Source organism: Kitasatospora setae KM-6054, from assembly GCF_000269985.1.
In the GTDB taxonomy this organism is placed as follows: Bacteria; Actinomycetota; Actinomycetes; order Streptomycetales; family Streptomycetaceae; genus Kitasatospora; species Kitasatospora setae.
In genome coordinates this window covers 3,807,295-3,826,412 of sequence record NC_016109.1, presented here as the reverse complement: position 1 = coordinate 3,826,412, position 19,118 = coordinate 3,807,295, and the positions used below count along the sequence as shown (strand labels likewise).

Genomic DNA, 19,118 nt, shown 5'->3' with positions numbered 1-19,118 from the left:
GGCAGGGGTGCCGCTCAGCCCTCCAGGCGGATCGACGCCCGGGCGGAGAGCGGCCCGCCGGCCGGGCCGGTGAGGTCGGCCTGGACGAGGTAGTTGCCGGGCTGGGCGGGGTTCGGGTCGGGGGTGGCGCACTGCGGCTTGGAGCGGGCGCGGTCCCAGGTGAAGGTCTCGGTGACGCCGCTGTTGCCGGCGATCTGGGCCCAGGCGTCGACCCGCTCGGCGATGCAGTCCGCGGAGGACCAGACCCGCTCGTTGGCGCTGGAGGTGACGGTCAGGAAGGAGTACTCGTGGGAGAGGTTGATCCGGCAGCCCGACCCGGAGGAGTTGCGGATGGTCAGCGCCAGCTTCGGCTTGTCCTTCGCCGCGTACGAGTTCTGCGCGGAGGCGAGTTCGAGGGTCAGCTGCGAGGTGGTGCAGACCGGCAGCGTCATCACCTCGGTGGTGTTGACGGCCGGCGAGGCCCCGGTGCCGCCGGTCCGGGAGCCGCTGCCGGTCCCGCCGGTGGAGCCGCCGGCGGCCGAACTCCCGCCGCTGGAGCCGCCGGAGGAGGAGCCGCCGCCGGTGACGCTGATCTCGCCGCCCGCGCCGCCGCTCGCCGAGCCGCTGCCGCTGCCGCCGGAGGAGCCGCCGGGCCGGGTGGTGATCGCGGGGCCGGTGGGGGAGGCGCCGGGGGTGATGGACTGCGCGGGCGCGGGCAGCGGGCTGCTGCCGGCGGCCTTCTTCTGCTTGTCGCCGTCGCCGCCGGGGCCGAACGCGAGCCAGCCGACCACGAGGAGGACGACGGCGAGGGCGGACAGGACCACGACGCGGCGCCGCCAGTAGATCGAGGCGGGCAGCGGTCCGACGGGCTGGCGCAGAGAGGGCACGCGCAAACTCTACGAGACCTTGTGCACCTGTTGACGCATCAACACCGCACCGGGACCACTTCTTTCACATGATCCGCCATTTGGGCCGGAAGAGGGACTCGACACGACGGTGTGTCGCCCTATAGTCGCCCTCATGGCCTCCTCGCACGACCACGCCCCCACCGGCGGCGGCCTCGACCCGGCGCAGCTGATCGCCGAGGCGCGGCGCGCGTTCTTCGTCATGTTCTCCTTCATGTGCCTGGTCTGGGCCGCGCAGCTGGTGAACTGGCTGCTGGGCGGCGACATGGCGAGGCAGCACGGCATCGTCCCGCACGACCCGGACACCCTCGGGTACCTGCTGACCGCGCCCTTCCTGCACGCCAACTGGCAGCACCTGGAAGGCAATTCGGGGCCGCTGTTCGTGTTCGGCTTCCTCGCCGCCTACCGCGGGGTGGGCAAGTTCCTCGGGCTGACGGCGCTGCTGGTGGTGACCAGCGGGATGACGGTCTGGCTGTTCCAGGACGGCGACACGGTGACCGTCGGCGCGAGCGGCCTGGTCTACGGCTACCTCGGCTACGGGGTGCTGCGCGGCCTGTTCGACCGGAACCTGATCGACTCGCTGATCGGCCTGGTGATGGGCGCCTCCTTCGCCTACGTGCTGACCGCCGCCGTGCCGGGCACCCCCGGGGTGTCCTGGCTGGGCCACCTCGGCGGGCTGGTCGGCGGCCTGGCGGGGGCCTGGATCTTCCGCGACCGGCGGCCAGGGCGGCCCGCCGGGCTCGCCCTCCGGTCCGGCCGGTCCGGCTCCGCCGACGACGCCCGGTCGCTGCCGGCCCCGGGCCGACCGGCCGCGGCCCCGGCCGGACCGGTCAGCCCGCGCGCGGACCTCCTCAAGGAGCTCGACGACCTGGGGCTTTAAGCCTGCGGGCCGGGTCGTGGCAGGATCGAGAGAACCATGGTTGCCACTGCTTCGACTCTTGCCCCGGGCGCCGTCCAGGCGCTGCACTCGACCGTCATCGGCTGGTACGAGACCCACGCCCGCGATCTGCCCTGGCGGGCGCCGGACGCCTCGCCGTGGGCCGTGATGGTCAGCGAGTTCATGCTCCAGCAGACGCCGGTGAAGCGGGTGCTGCCCGCCTACGCGGCCTGGCTGGAGCGCTGGCCCACGCCCGCCGCGCTGGCCGCCGACGCGCCGGGCGAGGCGGTCCGGATGTGGGGCCGGCTCGGCTACCCGCGCCGCGCGCTGCGGCTGCACGGGGCGGCCGTGGCGATCACCGAGCGGCACGGCGGCGAGGTGCCGGCCGACCACGCGGAGCTGCTGGCGCTGCCGGGGGTGGGGGAGTACACGGCGGCCGCGGTCGCCTCGTTCGCGTTCCGGCAGCGGCACGCGGTGCTGGACACCAACGTGCGCCGGGTGTTCGCCCGGGCGGTGACCGGCGTCGAGTACCCGGCGAACGCCACCACGGCCGCCGAGCGCCGCACCGCGCGGGAGCTGCTGCCGGCCGGCGACGAGCGGGCGGCCACCTGGGCGGTCGCCGTGATGGAGCTGGGCGCCCTGGTCTGCACCGCCCGCGGCCCGGAGTGCGGCGGCTGCCCGCTGCTCGCCGACTGCGCCTGGCAGCGGGCCGGCCGCCCGCCGTACCAGGGCCCGGCGCGCCGCGGCCAGACGTACGAGGGCACCGACCGGCAGGTGCGCGGCAAGCTGCTGGCGGTGCTGCGGGAGGCCACCGGGCTGGTCGCCCAGGGGCAGTTGGACGTGGTGTGGCCGGACGCGGTGCAGCGGGCCCGGGCGCTGGACGGGCTGGTCGCCGACGGGCTGGTCGAGCCGGTCGGCCCGGGCACCTACCGGCTGCCGCGGTAGCGGAACGCGGAACGGTCCGCCGCCCCGGGGAGGGGCGGCGGGCCGTTCCACGCCTCGGCGGGCGGCGTCAGACCGCGCCCTCCAGGGCGGCCTCGGCCTTGGCCTCGGCGGCGTCCGCGCCCCCGCGGAGCTTGACCTCGCGGATGAACAGCGAGGCGGCGATGGCGACCACGCTGACCACGGTGCCCCACAGGAAGACGGTGTGCATGCCGTTGGCGATGCCGTGCCGGAGCACCGCGACCGCCTCGGGCGGCATGTGCTTCAGGGTCTCCGGGCTCATCGAGCCGGTGGACTCGCCGCCGGCCGGCATCCCGGCGTCCTTCAGGGTGTCGTTGAGCCGGTTGATGTAGAGCGTGCCGAACAGCGCCACGCCGAAGGAGCCGCCGATGGTGCGGAACAGGGTGGCGGAGGACGAGGCGACGCCCATGTCCTTCATCTCCACGCTGTTCTGCGCGACCAGCATGGTGACCTGCATCAGGAAGCCCATGCCGGCGCCGAGCACCACCATGTAACAGGAGGAGGTGAAGGTCTTGGTGTCCACCGCGAGGGTGGACAGCAGCAGCGAGCCGCCGGCCATCACGGTGGTGCCGATGATCGGGAAGATCCGGTACTTGCCGGTCTTGGTGATGGCCTGGCCGACCACCAGCGAGACCACCAGCATGCCGAACATCATCGGCATCAGCAGCAGGCCGGAGTTGGTCGCCGAGGCGTTCTGCACGATCTGCTGGTAGGTGGGCAGGAAGGTCACCGCGCCGAACATCGCGAAGCCGACGATGAAGCCGATGATCGAGACCATGGTGAAGTTCCGGTTGCGGAACAGCGAGAGCGGGATGATCGGCTCGGCGACCCGCTGCTCGACGTAGCAGAAGCCGATCAGCGAGGCCAGGCCGAGCGTGCCCAGGCCGAGGATCTGCTTCGAGCCCCAGGCGTACTCGTGGCCGCCCCAGGTGGTGACCAGCACGGCCGAGACGATGCCGACGGTGAGCAGCAGCGCGCCGAAGTAGTCGATCTTCGCGTTGGAGCGGATCTTCGGCAGCTTCAGCACGACGACGATGAAGGCCAGCGCGATCGCGCCCAGCGGCAGGTTGACGTAGAACGTCCAGCGCCAGTTCAGGTGGTCGGTGATGAAGCCGCCGATCAGCGGGCCGCCGACGGTGGCCAGCGCCATCACGGCGGCGAACATGCCCTGGTACTTGCCGCGGTCGCGGGGCAGCACCAGCGCGCCCATGATCGACATCACGCCGACCATCAGGCCGCCGGCGCCCAGGCCCTGGACGGCGCGGAAGGCGATCAGCTGGGTCATGCTCTGCGACAGGCCGGACAGCGCCGAGCCGAGCAGGAAGATCGCGATCGAGACCAGGAACGAGCCCTTGCGGCCGTACAGGTCGCCGACCTTGCCCCAGATCGGGGTGGAGGCGGCGGTGGCCAGGGTGTACGAGGTCACCACCCAGGACATGTGCTCGGCGCCGTGCAGCTCGCCGACGATGGTGGGCATCGCGGTGCCCACGATCAGGTTGTCCAGCATGGCGAGCAGCATGGTGATGACCAGGCCGACCATCACCAGGCGGATCTCGCGGTGCGGGCGCTGCTCGAACTCGGCGGGCTTCCCGAGCTCGACGACCGGTTCCTCCGGAACCGCCGCTGACTTCTGGGTTGTCATGGTGCGTCTCTCCCGGGGCGCAGGTGCCGCGGGGTGCCGCGGCGGTACTTACTTGACGACCGGCTAGTTAATCGCCGTCCGGCACGGTAGGTTGTTCACTAGCCGGTCGTCAAGCCAGTTTCGACGGAGTCCCACTGGGCAGGGACAATGCCAGCAGAACCGGATCTTGACACCCGTCCGCCCCCGCTCCCCGAGGCAGGCCGCCAGCGATGACCACCACCCAGAGCCCCCGCAGCGACACCAGAGCGCGGATCATCGACGTGGCGCTGGAGCTGTTCGCCGAGCACGGCTACGAGAAGACCTCGCTGCGGGAGATCGCCGACCGGCTCGGCGTCACCAAGGCCGCCCTCTACTACCACTTCAAGACCAAGGACGACATCGTCCGCGGCATCGTGGAGAAGATGGCCGCCCCGCTCGACGACGCCATCGCCTACGGCGAGGACCGGCCCTGGTCGCCCGAGCTGCGCGAGGAGCTGCTGCGCCGGTTCGCGGCCGGGATGGGCGAGCGGGCCCCGTTGCTGCGCTTCTTCCACGAGAACCAGCCCGCACTGCGGGAGTCCGCGGCCGGGCTGGCGTTCAAGGAGCGGATGATCCGGATGATCCGCCTGCTGCACGGCCCGGAGCCGACCTTCCGCGACCGGCTGCGCGCCACCGTCGCGCTGACCTCCGTGCACTCGGCGATGTTCCTGCTGAAGGCCGACACCTGCGAATCCGACACCCCCTACGAGGTCCCCCCCACCACGGTCGAGGAGGCGATGGAGGCCGCCCTGGAGGTCGCCCTGGAGGTCGCGGCACGCATCGAGCCGCCCACGCGGTAGGCGCGGGCGGCTCGGGGCTGAGCGGCGGTACGGGGGCAGTGCGGGGAGCGGCGGATCAGAAGTTGGTCGCGCCGTGCTGCTTCAGGTAGCCGACCGGGTCGATCACCTTCGCGTACTGGTTGGCGGTGCGGATCTCGAAGTGCAGGTGCGGGCCGTGCGAGTTGCCGGTGTTGCCGGACTTGCCGACCTGCTGGCCCGCGTCCACGTGCTGCCCGGCCTTCACACCGAGCTGCGACAGGTGCGCGTACTGGGCGAAGCGGCCGTCGGACAGCTTCAGCACGACCTGGTTGCCGTAGGCGCCCGCGTAGCCGGAGGACACCACGGTCGCGTCGCCGACCGCCAGCACCGGGGTGCCGACCGAGACCGCGAAGTCGGTGCCGGTGTGGTAGCCGGCCGCGTACGCCGCGTTGGTCTTGTGGTACGGGTTGCTGATCGTGGCGCCCGGCGCGGGCGAGGACCAGGCCGGCTTCGCCTGCGCGGCGGCGGCAGCGGCGGCGGCCTGCTCGGCCGCGGCCTTCTCGGTCGCCGCCTTCTCGTCGGCGGCGTGCTGCTCGGCGGCGGCCTGGTCGGCGGTCGCCTGCTCGTCCTGCTGCTGCCCGTCGGCCGGCAGTTCGGCGCGGTCCTCGCCGCGGGAGGCCGACTCGTCCTGGTGCTGCTCCTGGTGCTGGTCCTCGGCCGGGGCCTGGGTCAGGCCGGCCTGCTCCAGCGAGGCGGCCAGCACGGCCTTGGCGGTCTTGGCCTGCTCGCTCTGCAGCGCGGTCGCCTCCGGCAGGTGGTACTCGGCGACCTCGGCGGGGGTGCCCTCGGCGGTGGCCGTGACGGCGATCCGGTCGCCCGGGTGGGCGGTCTGCGCGATGGCCTGTCCGGTCGGGATCAGCAGCGCGCCGGCGGCGACCACCGCGGCGCCCGAGGCGAGCGCCTTGGCGGGGGCCAGCCGGGCCGTGGTGTGCGGGGCGGCGGACAGGACCGAGCGGACGTGGCGGGTGCTGATCGCCTGGAGAAGCCGGCGGCCGGTGGCGGGGAGAGAACGCATCGGGAGTCGGTACCTCACGGACGGGGCCAGGACGGGGCCGGGCCGGTGAGGGCCCGCCGCACTGGTGCAACGACTCCGGTGTAAACGACCCGGACGCGAAGGCCCAAGAGTGTGACCTACGACGGCCGATAGTGCGCGGGGCGGGTGGTAGGCCGCCCCGAGGCGTCGGGATGCACGGCTTTTCGCGCCCTAAACCTCCTATCCCGGGTCGTATGTCGGAAATGCCCTGTGAGCAGCGCCACCGGCGGCCGCCCGGTTTGGGCCCGAACCGGTGCGGGTATGACCGGCTTCCGGGCGATGTTCGAACCCGCTTGCGAACCAGCTGCGCCATCCGATCCACCTCGACGTCGGAGATGATCAGCTGATGAACGACACCCCTGTTCAGGACCGCCGCTTCCACGCCCGCCGCCGGGCCGGCCGGCTGCTCTCGGCCGGCCGCCAGCAGACCGTCCGCGAGTCACTGGCCGCCCTCGCCGCGCTGGCCGACGGCCCCTACCCGCTGGACGAGCCCACCGACCGCTACGGCGACGGCATCGTCCGCACCCTGGAGCTGCGCACCGCCGCCCTGCTCGGCAAGCCGGACGCCGCCTACTTCCCGACCGGGACGATGGCCCAGCAGGCCGCCCTGAAGACCTGGGCCGACACCCACGGCCCGGTGGTGGCCATGCACCCGCTCGCCCACCCCGAGCAGCACGAGCGCCGCGCCCACCAGGTGCTGTCCGGCCTGCGCAGCGTCCCGCTGACCGGCGCCCCGCGGCAGCCCGCCGCCGCCGAGCTGGCCGAGCTCGACGAGCCGTACGACGTGCTGATGCTGGAGCTGCCGCTGCGCGACGCCGGCTTCCTGCTGCCCGGGTGGGACGAACTGGAGGCGCTGTACGCGCTGGCCGAGCGGCAGGGCCGCCCGGTCCACCTGGACGGCGCCCGGCTCTGGGAGTCCGCCCCGCACTTCGGCCGGTCGCTGCCCGAGGTCTGCGCCCGGGCCGGCTCGGTGTACGTCTCCTGCTACAAGTCGCTCGGCGGCCACAGCGGCGCGCTGGTGGCGGGCGAGGCGGAGTACGTCCGCCGGCTCAAGGTCTGGCGGCACCGCTACGGCGGCAGCCTGTGGCAGCAGTGGCCCGCCGCGCTCGCCGCGCTGGCCGGCCTGGACCGCGAGCTGCCCCGGCTGCCCGGCTACGTGGCGCACGCCAAGACGGTCGCCGCCGCGCTCGCCGCGGCCCCCGGCGCCCGGGTGCACCCCGAGCCGCCGCACACCCACCAGTTCCAGTTCTGGCTCCCGTACCCGGCCGCCCGGCTGGAGGAGGCCGGCTTCCGGCAGGCCGAGGAGCAGGGCGTCTCGCTGTTCGGCGGCTGGCGCGAGCCGGGCCCGCACCCCGGCCTGTCGATGACCGAGGTGACGGTGGCCGCCGACGCCGCCGACTGGAGCGCCGAGCAGGTCACCGAGGCGCTGGACGCCTTCCTCGCACTGGTCTGATCGACCGTCGGGAACGACCGGGGGCCCCGGTGGTGGAAAACCACCGGGGCCCCCGGGTACCGCTACCGCCGTGGTGTCACTTGCGGACCGGCGAGACCTTGATCAGGGCCTCCAGGTCGTTGTGCGACTGCCACAGCACCTCGATCTGGGTGCGGGTGTCCGGCACCTGGACGCTGCTGTACTTGTTCTCGTCGAACCAGTACTTGGTGGTGTGGTCGTTGAAGACCGTCACGCCGCGCGAGCTCGGGATCTTGGTGAGCGCGTCGGCCTTGTGCAGGCTCAGGCCGTCGGTCCGGTCGGACCCGAAGGTCGCGTCGTAGGACTGGAAGCGCGGACGCATCACCGTGCCGTCGTTCCACTTCAGCGTGGCCGGGTGGGCGTCGACCGGCAGGATCAGGCCCTGGCCGGGGTGGTTCGCCACGTTGTTGTCGGTCTGCGAGGAGTCCCACAGCCAGATCAGCACGCCGTTCTGGTTGGCGTAGTGCTCCACCCAGTCCGGACGGGCCGCCGAGCCGAAGTTGTACGGGCCGGTCTTCAGCGTGGTGTCGAACGAGACGTACTGGCGGTTCTCGACCAGGTAGTGCTGGTCGTAGTCCTTGGCGAACTTGCCGGTGATCCGGGAGAAGCCCGCCGCGGTCCAGCCGTTGTCACCGTTCTCGGCGCCGTCGGTGAACAGGGCCGAGCCGTCCGCGGTCACCGCGACGTTGTCCAGGGCCAGGCCCTTGTAGTGGACGCCGCCGTCGGTGGTGTTGCGGAACCGGAGCTTGACGGCCTGGCCCGCGTACTGGTTCAGCGAGAAGGACAGGTCGCCCCAGGCGCCGTTCGAGGTGCCGTTGATGGCGTTGTCCGGCAGCGCGGCGCCGTTGAAGGTGCCGGCCAGCGGGGTCCAGTTCTTGCCGCCGTCGGTGGAGACCTCGGCGTACGCGTAGTCGTAGTCCGTCTCCAGCTCGTACCAGGCCTTCGCGGTCAGCGCGGCCGAGGTCTTGCCGGTCAGGTCGACGTCGCGGGTCAGCGTGACGTTCAGGTCGTCGGCGCTGCCGCTCCACCACTCGTTGGCACCCTCGAACGGGGTGTTGATCACGGTGGTGACGGTCTTCGGGGGCAGGTTGACGATCAGGCCCTGCTTGCGCTTGGTGTTGTACTCGACCGGGCCGAGCAGCGAGAGCGAGGTCTGGCCGGCCTTGGCGGTGTCGTAGTTCAGCCAGCCCAGCTTGAGCTTCGACCAGATGTCGAGGTCGTTCGGCAGGTCGCCGATCTGGTCCTTGCCCTCGCCCAGCCAGGAGCCGGAGGACATCAGCGACCAGAAGCCCACCGAGTTGTCGATGCCCTGGCCGGAGGTGTCGTACAGGTCCGGCAGACCGAGGTCGTGGCCGTACTCGTGCGCGAACACGCCCAGGCCGCCGTTCTCCGGCTGCATGGTGTAGTCGCCGACCCACAGGCCGGTGGCGCCGATCGGGGTGCCGCCGAGCTTGTTGTTGTCCGGACCGGTCTTGCCGGCCTGGTTGGCGTACACGTAGGAGCGGTGCGCCCACAGCGCGTCGGTGCCCTGGACGCCGCCGCCGGCCGACTGGTCCTCACCGGCGTGGACGATCTGGAAGTGGTCCAGGTAGCCGTCCGGCTCGTTGAAGTTGCCGTTGCCGTTGTAGTCGTAGCGGTCCCACTGGTCGTACTGCGCCAGGTCGGCCTTGATCTGGGCGTCGGTGCGCCCCTTGGCCTTCTGGTCGGCGACCCAGGCGTTGATGCCGTCGCGGATCAGGTCCTGCGCGTTGGCGCAGACGTGCTGGCCGCAGTAGTCCGAGCCGTAGCGGGCCTCGTTCCACGGCACCCGGACCCAGTCGGTCACCAGGCCGTCGACCGAGTACCGGCCGGAGGACTGGCGCTCGTAGTAGGTCTTCAGCGAAGGCTTGTCCTTCGCGAAGTACAGGTCCTGGTAGTGCGCCTGGTTGTAGTCCGCCTGCCAGGCCGTCGAGTTGTCCTTCGAGCGGTCCGGAGCGGCGATCTGGTTGCGCGCCGGGCCCGGCGTGCCACCGTACTTGACCTTGCCGTCGGCGGTCTTGGTGGTGTTGTCCACCTGGTCGCCGAAGTCGACGAGGATCGTGAAGATCCGGTCCGTGCGCTCGCGCGACAGCTCCACGTACTTGTCGCGGCCCAGCTTCACCGAGGAGCCGCTGCCGTGCTGCTCGACCTTCGCGGTGCCGTTGACCAGCTGCTCCACCGCGGCGGTCTGCTCGGCCTGCTGCTTCTCGGCGAGCGGGCTCTGCAGTTCACGCGGAACGCTGTCGTTCTGGGCGGCGTCGGCCGGGTCCGTGACCACCGGGGTCGCCGGGGCGGCGGAGGCGATGCCGGGCAGCATGCCGGCGCCGAGCGCCGCGGCCACCGCGACTGCCGCGGAAGCCGCGGCAACCCTCTTGGTTATCTTCAACGTGGTGACGTCCTCCCCTTGCCGGTGAGGCCTGTTGGCCGAACCGGTGAACCAATGCAAGACAGGTGGACGACATTTGATCCAAGGTCCGGTAAAAAAGAAAGACCTTGACCGTGGCGTGTTCACGCCGCTATGCTCCCGCGACTCCGAGTGACTGACGGAGCGTCAACCTACTGGTCGGCCAGGCGCGGCAGGGGTCGGTCGTGCTCGGAGTGTGGCGTGTCGTACCCATTCGGCGGCCTGCGGGGCCCGGATTCACAGCGCACGGAAACCTAAACAGTTTTTCAACTGAAAAGCGCGGCACGGAAAAGCCGCCGCCCCCGACCTGGCCAGGTCGGGGGCGGCGGCTTGCGAAACGCTTTGCGGCGCTATTACTTGGTCAGATCCGGACCGGCCGCCGTGACCGCCGCCGGGGTGTCCGCCACCGGGGACTTCTCCTCGCCGCGGAAGGTGAACTTGGCCTCCTTGCCCTCACCCTCCACGCCGACGACCACGATGTGGCCCGAGCGCAGCTCACCGAACAGGATCTTCTCGGACAGGTGGTCCTCGATCTCCCGCTGGATCGTGCGGCGCAGCGGACGCGCGCCCAGGATCGGGTCGTAGCCGCGCTTCGCCAGCAGGCTCTTGGCCTCCGGGCTGAGCTCGATGCCCATGTCCCGGTCCTTCATCCGCTGGTCGACCCGGGCGATCATCAGGTCGACGATCTCGATGATGTTCGCCTCGGACAGCTGGTGGAAGACCACGATGTCGTCGACGCGGTTCAGGAACTCGGGGCGGAAGTGCTGCTTGAGCTCCTCGCCGACCTTGGCCTTCATCCGCTCGTAGCCGGCCTGGACGTCACCCGTGGCCGCGAAGCCCAGGTTGAAGCCCTTGGAGATGTCCCGGGTGCCGAGGTTGGTGGTCATGATGATGACCGTGTTCTTGAAGTCCACGACCCGGCCCTGGGAGTCGGTCAGCCGACCGTCCTCCAGGATCTGCAGCAGCGAGTTGAAGATGTCCGGGTGGGCCTTCTCGACCTCGTCGAAGAGGACGACGGAGAACGGCTTGCGGCGCACCTTCTCGGTGAGCTGGCCGCCCTCCTCGTAGCCCACGTACCCGGGCGGGGAGCCGAACAGCCGGGAGACGGTGTGCTTCTCGGAGAACTCGGACATGTCGAGCGCGATCAGCGCGTCCTCGTCCCCGAACAGGAACTCCGCCAGGGTCTTGGACAGCTCGGTCTTACCGACGCCGGACGGGCCGGCGAAGATGAACGAGCCGCCGGGGCGCTTCGGGTCCTTGAGGCCCGCCCGGGTGCGGCGGATCGCCTGGGAGAGCGCCTTGATGGCGTCCTCCTGGCCGATGACCCGCTTGTGCAGCTCGTCCTCCATGCGCAGCAGCCGGGAGGACTCCTCCTCGGTCAGCTTGAAGACCGGGATGCCGGTGGCGGTGGCCAGGACCTCGGCGATCAGCTCCTCGTCCACCTCGGCCACGACGTCCATGTCGCCGGCCTTCCACTCCTTCTCCCGCTTGGCCTTCGCCTGGAGCAGCTGCTTCTCGTTGTCGCGCAGCGACGCGGCCTTCTCGAAGTCCTGCGCGTCGATCGCGGACTCCTTCTCCCGGCGGACGTCGGCGATCTTCTCGTCGAACTCGCGCAGGTCCGGCGGCGCGGTCATCCGGCGGATGCGCATCCGGGAGCCGGCCTCGTCGATCAGGTCGATCGCCTTGTCCGGCAGGAAGCGGTCCGAGATGTACCGGTCGGCCAGGGTGGCGGCGGCGACCAAGGCGGCGTCGGTGATCGAGACCCGGTGGTGGGCCTCGTACCGGTCGCGCAGGCCCTTGAGGATCTCGATGGTGTGCGCGAGCGAGGGCTCGGCGACCTGGATCGGTTGGAAGCGGCGCTCCAGCGCGGCGTCCTTCTCCAGGTGCTTGCGGTACTCGTCCAGCGTGGTGGCGCCGATGGTCTGCAGCTCACCGCGGGCCAGCATCGGCTTCAGGATGGAGGCGGCGTCGATCGCGCCCTCGGCGGCGCCCGCGCCGACCAGGGTGTGCAGCTCGTCGATGAACAGGATGATGTCGCCGCGGGTGCGGATCTCCTTGAGGACCTTCTTCAGGCGCTCCTCGAAGTCACCGCGGTAGCGCGAGCCGGCCACCAGGGCGCCGAGGTCCAGGGTGTAGAGCTGCTTGTCCTTGAGCGTCTCGGGGACCTCGCCCTTGACGATCGCCTGGGCCAGGCCCTCGACGACGGCGGTCTTGCCGACGCCGGGCTCGCCGATCAGCACCGGGTTGTTCTTGGTGCGGCGGGACAGCACCTGCATGACCCGCTCGATCTCCTTCTCGCGCCCGATCACCGGGTCGAGCTTGGCCTCGCGGGCGGCCTGCGTCAGGTTGCGGCCGAACTGGTCGAGCACCAGGGAGGTGGAGGGGGTGCCCTCGGCCGGGCCGCCGGCGGTGGCCGACTCCTTGCCGGTGGTCTGGTAGCCGGACAGCAGCTGGATGACCTGCTGGCGCACCCGGTTCAGGTCGGCGCCGAGCTTCACCAGGACCTGGGCGGCGACGCCCTCGCCCTCGCGGATCAGGCCGAGCAGGATGTGCTCGGTGCCGATGTAGTTGTGGCCGAGCTGAAGGGCCTCGCGGAGCGACAGCTCCAGCACCTTCTTCGCCCGGGGGGTGAAGGGGATGTGGCCGGACGGGGCCTGCTGGCCCTGGCCGATGATCTCCTCCACCTGCTGGCGGACCGCCTCAAGCGAGATGCCGAGGCTCTCCAGCGCCTTTGCGGCGACACCCTCGCCCTCGTGGATCAGGCCCAGGAGGATGTGCTCGGTGCCGATGTAGTTGTGGTTGAGCATCCGGGCTTCTTCCTGTGCCAGGACGACAACCCGCCGCGCGCGGTCGGTGAACCTCTCGAACATCGTTAATCGCTCCTCAGAGCGGTCGGTCAGTTCGGGGGCCGTCCCCGCCCTGTCCTTCCGCATGCTAGTCCCGCTCAGCAGCGCGGCTACGGAACTCCCACGGAGCGGGAGCAACATGCTGCGCGACCAGCCGACACCTTTCCCAACCTGATGCTGGGAGACGGTGTTCCCAGCGACGGGCCCGATGCACCGGATCCCGCTACGCCAACGGCGAACACGGTTCGGTGGAACCGTTGCTCCGGCCCCGCGGCGTGCTGCGGACGGGCTCCTGCGACCCCGTCCACCAGCATTCATACCCGGTAATCCGGCGGGTTTCGCGTGGTTTCCGCGGGGTGCGTGTTCGCCTGGCGAGAAGTCCGGCGGCCCGGTGCCCGGAATGACGGGTCGTCAGGCCGGCCGGGGGCGGGGTACCGCCGTTCCGGTGGCGGTCGCGTGACCGCCCGGCCCCTCCAGCGTTGCACAGGTCGTGACCAGTGCGCCGTCGGCCGCCGCGGCCGCCCCGACCGCGGCCGCGCTCTGGCGCGGCTCGGACCGGCTGAGCGCACCGCTGCGGCCCGCGCGGGCCGCGCTGGGCCGGCTGGAGCGGCTGGGCCGGGCCGGCGGCCCGGTGCTGCGGCAGGCCGACCGGGCGGTGTTCCTGCTCGCCCCCGGGGCCGCCGAGCCGGTGCCCGAACTGCTCGGCTGGCTCGGCTGGGGCCCGGAGCTCGGACTGCCGATCGAGGCCCGCGCGGCGCACCCGGGAGACCCCCGGGTGCCCGAACCGCGGACCGCCGACTGGCTGCGGGCCGGGACCGTCCGCCCCGCCCTGGACCTGCGCTCGCCCGACCTGCTGCACCTGCTGGACGCCCTCGCGGACGCCTGCGCGCGCGAACGGCTGGGCCTGCCGCCCGCCCGCTGAGAGCCTCGCGGGCTCAGCCCCCGCTCAGGAGGCGTGGGCCCGCTCGTACGCCTCGCGCACGTTGCTCGGGACGCGGCCGCGGTCGTTGACCGGGTGGCCGTTCTCCTTCGCCCAGGTGCGGATCTTGGCGGTGTCGGCCTGTCCGGCGGCGGCGGTCCGGCCGGCGCTCCGGCCGCCGCTGCCACCGCGCCGCGGCGCGGTGAGCCGCCCGCTCTGCTTGCGGCCCTTCTCGACGTACGGGGCGAGCAGGCCGCGGAGCTTCTCCGCGTTGTCGCTCTTCAGGTCGATCTCGTAGGCCACGCCGTCCAGGGCGAACGTCACCGTCTCGTCCGCGGAGCCGCCGTCGAGATCGTCTTCCAGAATGACCTGAACCCTCTGTGCCACGGGCTTCCCTTTCCGCGATAACGATCCATTGCCTAGAGAAAGGAAAGCGTCTTTTCCCGGAAAACACAAACCCCTGTGTCGCAGGTCGTGCCGCCGGGCATGACTCACAGGTGCAGCAGCATCCGCGAGTTGCCCAGGGTGTTCGGCTTCACCCGCTCCAGGTCGAGGAACTCGGCGACGCCTTCGTCGTACGAGCGCAGGAGTTCTTCATAGACTTCCGTGGCCACGGCCGCCGGGTCTGCCGTACGATCGTCGTTTTCGCCGATCTCGACGAAGCCGTGTTTCGAGAAGAACGGAACCTCGAACGTCAGGCAGAAAATCCGACGGACGCCGAGCCAGCGCGCGGTCTCCAGCAGCTTGTCCAGCAGCAGGTGCCCGATGCCGAGCCCCTTGCAGACCGGATCCACCGCGAGGGTGCGCACCTCGGCGAGGTCCTCCCACATCACGTGCAGCGCGCCGCAGGCCACCACCCGGCCGTCCTCGTCGCGTTCGGCGACCCAGAACTCCTGGACGGATTCGAACAGGGTGACGGTCGGCTTGTCGAGCAGAATGCCGTTGCGGGAGTACGTGTCGATGAGCCGGCGGATGGCGCGCACGTCGGTGGTCCGCGCACGGCGGATGGTGACCTCCATGCCGGGGAACGTTATCGTGCCGCGGGCTGCCCGGTCTCCTCGGTATCGACGCCGGCCACCCGCAGCGCGTCGCGCAGCCACTCGCGCTGTTCCGGCGACATCATCCCGAAGAAGTGGACCAGCGCCGCCGCCGGATTGTCGCTGGTCGCCCAGGCGTCGTTCATCAGCGCGGCGGTGTACGCCTCCCGGGAGGAGACCGGTTCATATCGGTATGCGCGCCCGGCGCGCTCCCGGCGCACCCAGCCCTTTCGGTACAGCTTGTCGAGCACCGTCATCACGGTGGTGTACGCGATTTCGCGTTCCGACCGCAGATCCTGCAGAACCTCCCGAACCGTGACCGGGCGGTTCCACTGCCACACCCGGGTCATGATGTCGTTCTCGAGTTCTCCGAGTTGCCGCACCATAGTGCCGCCAAGGATAGGACCGATGCGGACAAAAGACGGCAAACGGCAAACGCGGCGGCGCGCCGCTCCCCCCTCCGGGGAGCGGCGCGCCGCCGCGGATACCGCTATTCGGCGGAGGAACGCGCGGCCAGGGCCTCGGCCGCGGCGTCCTCCTTCGCCTTCTGGGCGCCGCCCTGGCTGCGGATGATGGCCCGCACCAGGAAGGCGAAACCGATCGCCATGACCAGCGGCGGGACGATCGCGCTGACGTAGTCCATCGCCTACTCCTCGGTGTCGTCGTCGGCGGCGGCCTGGTCGGCCGCCCGCTCGGTCCTGCTGTCCGCCTTGGCGGCCTTCTCCGGCTTCACCAGCGGGAAGAGCACCGTCTCGCGGATGTTCTTGCCGGTCAGCAGCATGATCAGCCGGTCCACGCCGAGGCCGAGGCCGCCGGTCGGCGGCATCGCGTACTCCAGGGCGCGCAGGAAGTCCTCGTCCAGCTGCATCGCCTCGACGTCGCCGCCGGCCGCCAGCAGGGACTGCGCGGTGAGCCGGGCGCGCTGCTCGACCGGGTCGATCAGCTCGGAGTAGGCGGTGCCGATCTCGGTGCCGAAGATGACCAGGTCCCACTTCTCCGCGACGCCCTCGATCGAGCGGTGCCGGCGGGTCAGCGGGGAGACCGAGGTCGGGTAGTCCTTGATGAAGGTCGGCTTGATCGCGTGGTGCTCCAGCAGGCGCTCGACCAGCTCCAGGACGATCTGGCCGTGGTCCCACTTCGGGTCCAGGTACTCGCCGAGGCCGGCCTTCCCGGCCAGCTCGCGCAGCTCCTCCTCGGTGGTGGCGGGGGTGACCTCGGTGCCCAGCCGGGCCGAGATGCCCGGGTAGACCGAGACCTCCTCCCAGGGCTCGGCCAGGTCGATCTCGTGCTCGGCGCCGTCCGGGCCGACGCCCCTGACCACGGTGGTGCCCAGCGCGTCCCGGGCGGCGTTGACGATGATCGCCCGGATCAGCTCGGCCTGGGTGTCGTAGTCGCCGTACGCCTCGTACGACTCCAGGGCGGTGAACTCCGGGTTGTGGGTCGCGTCGGCGCCCTCGTTGCGGAAGTTCCGGTTGATCTCGAAGACCTTCTCGGCGCCGCCGACCACCAGGCGCTTGAGGTACAGCTCGGTGGCGATGCGCAGGTACAGCTCGATGTCGTACGCGTTGATGTGGGTCTTGAACGGGCGGGCGTTGGCACCGCCGTGGATCGGCTGCAGCATCGGGGTCTCGACCTCGAGGTAGCCGCGGTCCTCGTAGGTGCGGCGGATCGAGCGGACCACCTTGGTGCGCAGCAGCAGCATCTCGCGCGCCTCGGGGTTCACGATCAGGTCCACGTAGCGCTGGCGGACCCGGGCCTCCGGGTCGCTCAGGCCCTTGTGCTTGTCGGGCAGCGGGCGCAGGCACTTGGCGGTGAGCTCCCAGCGGTCGACCAGCACGCTGAGCTCGCCGCGCTTGGAGGTGATCACCTCGCCCTCGACGCCGACCTGGTCGCCGAGGTCGATGTCGCCCTTCCAGGCGGCCAGCCGCTCGGCGCCCAGCCTGTCCAGGGAGAACATCACCTGGAGGTCGCCGGAGCCGTCGCGCAGGGTGGCGAAGCAGAGCTTGCCGCCGGTGCGGGCCAGGACCACCCGGCCGGTGACGCCGACCCGCTCGCCGGTGGCGGTGTCCGGCGCCAGGTCGGGGTGCTTGTCGCGCAGGTCGGCGATGGTGGTGGTGCGGGGGAAACCGACCGGGTACGGGTCGATGCCGGCTGCCCGCAGCCGGTCCAGCTTCTCGCGCCGGACGCGCATCTGCTCGGGAAGGTCGTCGGCCGCGGGAAGGGTGCTCTGATCGCTCACCCCACCAGGGTAGCCAGGCTCACGGGGCGTCCCGGCACGGGCTGCCGTGCTGCCGGGCGGCCGCGCGGGCCGGGACACCGGCCGCCCCGGGCGGGGGCGGGCCGGTGCCCCGGCGGTGGCGTCAGCGCTGCCGCGCGCCGCGGCGGCGGGAGACCGCCAGGATGGTGCCGCCGCCGAGCACCACGGCGCCGATGCCCAGGCCGAGCATGGTGCCGGTGCCCTGGCCGCCGCCGGTGGAGGCCAGGTTGCCGCCGGCGGTCGAGCCGGTCGAGCCGGTGGTGCCGCCGGTCGAGCCGGTGGCCGGGGCGCTCGACGTGGCGGAGGCGGTGGCGGTGGCGGTGGCGCCGCCGTTCCCGCCGGTGGTGGAGCCGCCGCCGGCGGTCGAGCCGCCGCCGGTGGTGGAGCCGGTGGAGCCGGTGCCGCCGCCGGGCTTGGTGGTCGGCGCGGCGGTGGAGCCGGTGGTGCCGAGGGCGACCACGGCGGTGTTGTCGGCGTTCTCGCTGTCGAACTCCAGCGGCTCGACGCGGTTGTTGTAGCCGCCGTCCTCGGTGGTGACGCCGAGGAGGACCTTCGGGGCGGCGGCCGGGTCGGCGACCGCGAGCGGCAGGTCGAAGGTCTGCTCGGTGCCGTTGCCGACGAACGCCGTGGTGTGGCAGGTCACCACGTTCGGGAGCTCCTCGCGGACGGAGCAGCCGTCCGGCAGCTGCCCGTCGACGGTGACCCCGGCGGGCAGCGTCACCAGCTCGGCGGCGACCGCGTTGCCGCTGCGCGCGTAGGCGACCGAGGCCGGGCCGTTGTTGTGCACGCCGGTCTTCAGGACGCCCTTGCGGCCGCCGGCGGACGGGGTCCAGGTGCCGAGCACGGCGAAGTCCGCGGTGCTGTCGACCCGGTACTGGACGATCACGCTGTCGCGTCCGTCGTTCTCGCCACCGGGCAGGTTCGGCGGGCCGGGCTTGGTGCCCTCGGTCTCCGGCACGCCCTGGACGGTCAGCCGCTCGCCGGTGCCGGAGGCCGGGGTGAAGGTGAAGCCCCGGTTCAGGTAGACCAGGGTGTCGGTCTCGGGCACGGCGTAGAACTGGATGTCCGGGTAGAGCGCGTCGGCCCCGACCTTGAACTCCAGCGGGTTGACGGTGACCTGCTGGCCGGGCCGCACCGAGGTGTTGATGGTGCAGATGGCGGCGCTGCCCGCGTTGAACCGGGGGTCGGTGTTCCGGGAGGTGCCGTACGAGCAGTTGGCGAACTTCTTCTCGAAGGTCAGGCCGGGCGAGAGCTCGGCCGCGACGACCAGCCGGCCGCTCTCCAGCGGGCCCTTGTTGGTGATCTCCAGGGACTGCTTGAGGACCGTGCCGGGCTTGCCGGCGGGCCGCGCGGAGCTGTCGAAGTCCTTGGCGAACGCCAGCCGGGGGCCGCCGGCGTAGACCGCGACGTCGATGCTCTGCGGCGCGGCGCCCTTCCAGGACTGGGAGACCTTCAGGTGCCCGGCGGTGTTCGCCGGGGCGCCCTTGAGCGCGGTCAGCCGGGGCTGGAACTGCATGCCGAACTCGGGGTGGCCGGGTGCGGAGTAGTGCCGGTAGGTGCAGGTGACGAGCTGCCCGGCGGTGGTGCAGGCGTGGCTGGTGCCGCTCTCCGGGGTGAGCGACGCGATGCCGGCCAGGCCGGTCGTGTCGTAGGTGACGACCAGGTCGCCATCGGTGGTGGCGGTGCCGCGGGCGTCGATGAACAGCGTCGTGCCGTCGGCCTGGTCGGTGGGCAGCGAGAGCGCGGGGACGGCGTCCAGGGTGATCTGCTCGGCGGCCTGGGCCGGGACGGCGAAGGCGCCGAGCGCGAGGACGGTGAGCGCGGCGGACGCGGCGAGCGTCCGGGAACGGGGGTGCTGCATGGGCTTCCTCGGTACTGGTGAGGTGGGCGGCGCCCCTGCCGGCCCGGCCGGGTGGGCGGGGGCGCCGGAG

The 19,118-nt window shown here is 71.6% G+C and carries 15 protein-coding genes and 1 pseudogene; 5 read left to right on the top strand and 11 right to left on the bottom strand.

Annotated elements, in window-relative coordinates; translation table 11 throughout:
- Window positions 1–14: 14 nt before the first annotated feature.
- The gene (locus tag KSE_RS16890) at window positions 15–866 is read right to left on the bottom strand and encodes a hypothetical protein (RefSeq protein ID WP_014136535.1); all 852 of its coding nucleotides are present in this window, start codon (window positions 864–866) and stop codon (window positions 15–17) included.
- A 133-nt stretch (window positions 867–999) separates the two neighbouring features.
- Here KSE_RS16890 and KSE_RS16885 point away from each other — a divergent pair, with 133 nt between their 5' ends.
- Both KSE_RS16885 and KSE_RS16880 read left to right on the top strand, forming a co-directional pair.
- Window positions 1,000–1,764 (top strand): rhomboid family intramembrane serine protease, encoded by a 765-nt coding sequence (locus KSE_RS16885; RefSeq protein ID WP_014136534.1) that lies wholly within the window; start codon window positions 1,000–1,002, stop codon window positions 1,762–1,764.
- 36 nt (window positions 1,765–1,800) lie between these two features.
- Entirely contained in the window at window positions 1,801–2,706 is a 906-nt protein-coding gene (locus tag KSE_RS16880) for an HhH-GPD family protein (protein ID WP_014136533.1), read from the top strand.
- A gap of 67 nt (window positions 2,707–2,773) precedes the next feature.
- Here KSE_RS16880 and KSE_RS16875 read toward each other — a convergent pair whose 3' ends face one another.
- Window positions 2,774–4,366 carry an MDR family MFS transporter gene (locus KSE_RS16875; RefSeq protein WP_014136532.1) on the bottom strand — a complete coding sequence of 531 codons (1,593 nt, stop codon included), beginning with the start codon at window positions 4,364–4,366 and terminating at the stop codon, window positions 2,774–2,776.
- A gap of 209 nt (window positions 4,367–4,575) precedes the next feature.
- Between KSE_RS16875 and KSE_RS45850 the strand changes: the two genes are divergently transcribed.
- The gene (locus KSE_RS45850) at window positions 4,576–5,184 is read left to right on the top strand and encodes a TetR/AcrR family transcriptional regulator (RefSeq protein ID WP_014136531.1); all 609 of its coding nucleotides are present in this window, start codon (window positions 4,576–4,578) and stop codon (window positions 5,182–5,184) included.
- A 55-nt stretch (window positions 5,185–5,239) separates the two neighbouring features.
- On the opposite strand, the gene KSE_RS38535 is transcribed toward KSE_RS45850, so the two are convergent.
- Window positions 5,240–6,217, bottom strand: coding sequence for a M23 family metallopeptidase (locus tag KSE_RS38535; protein WP_014136530.1), 978 nt, complete (start codon window positions 6,215–6,217; stop codon window positions 5,240–5,242).
- Between the two features lie 364 nt (window positions 6,218–6,581).
- Here KSE_RS38535 and KSE_RS16860 point away from each other — a divergent pair, with 364 nt between their 5' ends.
- On the top strand, window positions 6,582–7,688 hold the full coding sequence (locus KSE_RS16860; RefSeq protein ID WP_014136529.1) for a threonine aldolase family protein: 1,107 nt from the start codon (window positions 6,582–6,584) through the stop codon (window positions 7,686–7,688).
- Between the two features lie 76 nt (window positions 7,689–7,764).
- Here KSE_RS16860 and KSE_RS16855 read toward each other — a convergent pair whose 3' ends face one another.
- Together KSE_RS16855 and KSE_RS16850 are read right to left on the bottom strand one after the other, a co-directional pair.
- The gene (locus KSE_RS16855) at window positions 7,765–10,110 is read right to left on the bottom strand and encodes an immune inhibitor A domain-containing protein (RefSeq protein ID WP_033259057.1); all 2,346 of its coding nucleotides are present in this window, start codon (window positions 10,108–10,110) and stop codon (window positions 7,765–7,767) included.
- 371 nt (window positions 10,111–10,481) lie between these two features.
- Window positions 10,482–12,998 (bottom strand): ATP-dependent Clp protease ATP-binding subunit, encoded by a 2,517-nt coding sequence (locus KSE_RS16850; protein WP_014136527.1) that lies wholly within the window; start codon window positions 12,996–12,998, stop codon window positions 10,482–10,484.
- Between the two features lie 466 nt (window positions 12,999–13,464).
- Between KSE_RS16850 and KSE_RS16845 the strand changes: the two genes are divergently transcribed.
- A complete protein-coding gene (locus KSE_RS16845) occupies window positions 13,465–13,896 on the top strand; it encodes a hypothetical protein (RefSeq protein ID WP_014136526.1) in 432 nt (143 codons plus the stop codon).
- Window positions 13,897–13,920: 24 nt separating this feature from the next.
- Here KSE_RS16845 and KSE_RS16840 read toward each other — a convergent pair whose 3' ends face one another.
- From KSE_RS16840 to KSE_RS42840, 6 genes and pseudogenes are all read right to left on the bottom strand, one after another.
- A complete protein-coding gene (locus KSE_RS16840) occupies window positions 13,921–14,280 on the bottom strand; it encodes a histone-like nucleoid-structuring protein Lsr2 (RefSeq protein ID WP_014136525.1) in 360 nt (119 codons plus the stop codon).
- A gap of 104 nt (window positions 14,281–14,384) precedes the next feature.
- Complete coding sequence (locus KSE_RS16835) at window positions 14,385–14,912, bottom strand: amino-acid N-acetyltransferase (RefSeq protein WP_014136524.1); 528 nt, start codon at window positions 14,910–14,912, stop codon at window positions 14,385–14,387.
- A gap of 11 nt (window positions 14,913–14,923) precedes the next feature.
- Entirely contained in the window at window positions 14,924–15,316 is a 393-nt protein-coding gene (locus KSE_RS16830; protein WP_014136523.1) for a BlaI/MecI/CopY family transcriptional regulator, read from the bottom strand.
- Window positions 15,317–15,420: 104 nt separating this feature from the next.
- Window positions 15,421–15,573: a hypothetical protein gene (locus tag KSE_RS43380; protein WP_014136522.1), complete on the bottom strand. Its 153-nt coding sequence runs from the start codon at window positions 15,571–15,573 to the stop codon at window positions 15,421–15,423.
- A 3-nt stretch (window positions 15,574–15,576) separates the two neighbouring features.
- Window positions 15,577–17,160, bottom strand: a pseudogene (lysX, locus tag KSE_RS16820) (bifunctional lysylphosphatidylglycerol synthetase/lysine--tRNA ligase LysX); the annotation flags it as partial.
- A 130-nt stretch (window positions 17,161–17,290) separates the two neighbouring features.
- The gene (locus KSE_RS42840) at window positions 17,291–19,048 is read right to left on the bottom strand and encodes a hypothetical protein (protein WP_014136520.1); all 1,758 of its coding nucleotides are present in this window, start codon (window positions 19,046–19,048) and stop codon (window positions 17,291–17,293) included.
- Between the last annotated feature and the right edge of the window lie 70 nt (window positions 19,049–19,118).

Coding starts and splice junctions, on each gene's coding strand:
- KSE_RS16885 (WP_014136534.1), top strand. CDS start 1,000: ATGGCCTCCTCGCACGACCACGCCCCCACCGGCGGCGGCCTCGACCCG.
- KSE_RS16835 (WP_014136524.1), bottom strand. CDS start 14,912: ATGGAGGTCACCATCCGCCGTGCGCGGACCACCGACGTGCGCGCCATC.
- KSE_RS43380 (WP_014136522.1), bottom strand. CDS start 15,573: ATGGACTACGTCAGCGCGATCGTCCCGCCGCTGGTCATGGCGATCGGT.
- KSE_RS16830 (WP_014136523.1), bottom strand. CDS start 15,316: ATGGTGCGGCAACTCGGAGAACTCGAGAACGACATCATGACCCGGGTG.
- KSE_RS38535 (WP_014136530.1), bottom strand. CDS start 6,217: ATGCGTTCTCTCCCCGCCACCGGCCGCCGGCTTCTCCAGGCGATCAGC.
- KSE_RS16860 (WP_014136529.1), top strand. CDS start 6,582: ATGAACGACACCCCTGTTCAGGACCGCCGCTTCCACGCCCGCCGCCGG.
- KSE_RS16850 (WP_014136527.1), bottom strand. CDS start 12,998: ATGTTCGAGAGGTTCACCGACCGCGCGCGGCGGGTTGTCGTCCTGGCA.
- KSE_RS16880 (WP_014136533.1), top strand. CDS start 1,801: ATGGTTGCCACTGCTTCGACTCTTGCCCCGGGCGCCGTCCAGGCGCTG.
- KSE_RS45850 (WP_014136531.1), top strand. CDS start 4,576: ATGACCACCACCCAGAGCCCCCGCAGCGACACCAGAGCGCGGATCATC.
- KSE_RS42840 (WP_014136520.1), bottom strand. CDS start 19,048: ATGCAGCACCCCCGTTCCCGGACGCTCGCCGCGTCCGCCGCGCTCACC.
- KSE_RS16875 (WP_014136532.1), bottom strand. CDS start 4,366: ATGACAACCCAGAAGTCAGCGGCGGTTCCGGAGGAACCGGTCGTCGAG.